The following is a 2,800-nucleotide window of genomic DNA, read 5'->3' as shown; positions in this document are numbered from 1 at the left end:
CGCGAGACGATCTCCAGCATCTCGCGCAGGTACTGCATGAAGGACTCGATGGCGTTGTAGACCRCCACCAGCGTGTTGATGACCGGCATGATGCCGGTCACGTCCAGCAGGCTCATCAGCCAGCGCGTGGCGCGGCCGATGATGGCGTCGGTGACCCAGCTGATGACGCCGTCCAGCACGCGATCCCACAGGTTGGACAGCTGGTTCTGGATCTCCACCCACAGCCCCGCCGGCCCCTCGTTGATAAGGATGGACAGGAAGTGCCAGGCGCCGGTGGCCAGGTTCATGATCTGGCGCAGGCGCCGCACGGTGCTGGCGTCGAGCTTGAGCGTCAGCCGCTCGAAGATGTGCTCCACCGTGATGCCCAGCACCTGCAGCACGAAGCCGAAGATGGAGCCGATCGAGAAGTCGGTCGGTGGCGTGATGCCGGCGGACTGGGCCTGGCCGAACAGCCAGCCGCTGACGCCGTTGAGCAAGTGGGTACCGATGTTCTCGAAGAAGCGCCCGAAGCCGGCCTTCACGGCGCCCAGCAGGTTGATGAGGAAGCCCACCGGGTCGGTCAGGATGTCGCCGATGGCCGCGGCCGCCTTGGCCAGCACCTGCACCACCAGCTCTGGCGGCAGGCCCAGCACGCGCAGCACCGACTGGAAGAAGGTCCAGGCCGCGCCGGCCAGGTCGCCGTCGACGAACACCTGGCGCAGGATGCGCAGGGCCGTGGCCTGCACGCGCGGCCACAGCGTCGGGTCGCTGAAGAACTGGCCGAAGACGGGAATGCGCGCCAGGATCTGGTTGAAGACGAAGTTCTTGATGGGCTCCCGGATGCAGCAGGGAATCGCCTCCCAGACGCTGGACAGGATGAGCTGGGGCAGGCGCATCAGGTCGCCCACCACGCCGATGAGCTTGCGCACCACGCCCACTGCGTTCTCGATGAAGGGCGTCAGCGCGTCGAAGCCCTGCAGGATCCAGTCGAACAGGCCGCGCACCTTCTCGTCTGCCCAGCTCACGAGGCGCAGGGCGGCGTCCTCCAGCCAGCCCAGGGCATTGGCCAGCATGGCCATCAGGCTGCTGGAGCGCAGGCTGCCCATCAACGAAGACACCGCCGTGCCCAGCGCACCCACCTTGGTCGACACCCAGCCACCGGCCTCGACGATGACGTTGCGCACGGTGCCGATGACCTGGGTCACCGACGGCAGCACGGTGGCCAACGTGTCGCGGTTCTCGGCCACGCCATCGCCGCCTTCCATGGCCGTGGCCGACGCGTTCAGCTGCGTCGACATCTGCTGCATCTGCTGGCCGAAGTTGCGCATCCACGGCGGCGGCAGCATGTCCGCCACCTTCTGCGCCGTGGCGGCGATGGGTTGCCAGACCGGCGCCGTCTGCTCCTTCACCCAGTCCCAGGCATCGCCGGCCTTGCTCGTGATCCAGCCGACGATGCCGCCGGAGCTGTCGGCGCTGGTCGCATCCTCCGGCCCGAAGAGCTGCTCCTTGACCCAGCCCCAGGCATCGCCGACGGCATTGCGCACCGGCGCGGTCCAGTTCCAGATGTCGGTGCCGAAGGCCTCGATGCGCGCCCACACGGCGCCGGCCTTGCTGCGCAGCCACTCGATGGCCGGCGCGCCATAGCCGTTCCACAGGTCGGTGAAGAAGTCGCCGATGGGCTGCAGGAAGGTCGTCAAGCGGTCCCAGGCTTCGCCGGCCACTTCCGTCACGAAGGTCTTCAGCTCGTCGATGGCGTTCAACAGCGGCTGGCAGTCGCCCGAGATCAGCGCGGCGGCAATGCCGCTGGCCCGCTCGACAAGGCCGGTGAACACGCCCAGCATCGTCGTCAGCGTGCCGCTCGGGTCCAGCGCGTTGAGCACCGAGGCCAGGCCGTCCAGCGCCGAGGACACCATCTCGCGCAGCAGCGCCATCGGGCCGCGCTCGATGACAGGCACGAGGCTGGGCGCCACTTCGCGCACCAGGCGCATGGCCACGGCACCGATGGCTTCGCCGACCGCCTCGACGGCGGAACCGGCTGCATCCACGCCGGCATCCACGACATCGCCGCCGAAATCGGCCACGGCGCCCGCGGCGTTGCCGAGGGTGTCCAGAATGCCTGAGCGCTGCACGCCGGCGGCAGGTGTTTCCTTGGCCGTCAGCGGCGCGCTGCTGGCCACCTTCTTCGCATTGGCCTCGGCCTCGCGTTCGGCCTTGTCGTGGTGGGCGCCACCGTCGGCCGCGCTCGGCTGGGTCGCAGGCACGCCCGCACGCTGCTGCTGCACGACGTGGGTGAGCTCGTGCGCGAGCAGGCCGCGGCCCTCTGCGCTTTCCGGCGCGAAGTGGGCAGCGCCGAAGACGATATTGCTGCCGGCCGTGTAGGCCCGCGCGCCCATGCCGGCGGCGGACCCGGCGGCGTCGCCATCGGTGTGCACGCGAACATCGGCCAGCGGCACGCCGAAGCGGCCTTCCATCTCGGTGCGCACCGGCGCCGGCAGCGGCTGGCCGCCGCCGGCCTTGTCCTGCAGATAGCGGGGCAGGCCTGCGGCCGATGATTTGGCTGCCGCTGCGCGCGGTGGCCCGCGGCTGGCTGCGCCTCGTGGCTTGCGTGCGGTGGCGGTGCGCGCCTGCATGGTCAGGGCCTGCTAACGCTACGGGAATCGGTGCGAGAGGGGCTACGCGGGTGCACGGCTAGGCGTSGCGCTGAAGCCCGGGCTKGSYGCCCGGGCAAGGCGCSCAACAACGCCATGCGCCCGCGCAGCCCCTCTCCCGAAGGGTTGTCACTCAAAAGCCCGCGCGCGGCGTTGCGMAGCCTCGCTGGGGT

The 2,800-nt window shown here is 69.8% G+C and carries 1 protein-coding gene; it reads right to left on the bottom strand.

Annotated features, from left to right (window positions below; translation table 11 throughout):
• Window positions 1–2,609: eCIS core domain-containing protein (locus ACXJKR_RS29025; RefSeq protein WP_457325796.1), on the bottom strand; the 2,609-nt coding region annotated here is incomplete at its 3' end.
• Between the last annotated feature and the right edge of the window lie 191 nt (window positions 2,610–2,800).

This window comes from Roseateles sp. P5_E11 (assembly GCF_054049355.1).
This window is presented reverse-complemented; position numbering and strand designations above follow the sequence as displayed.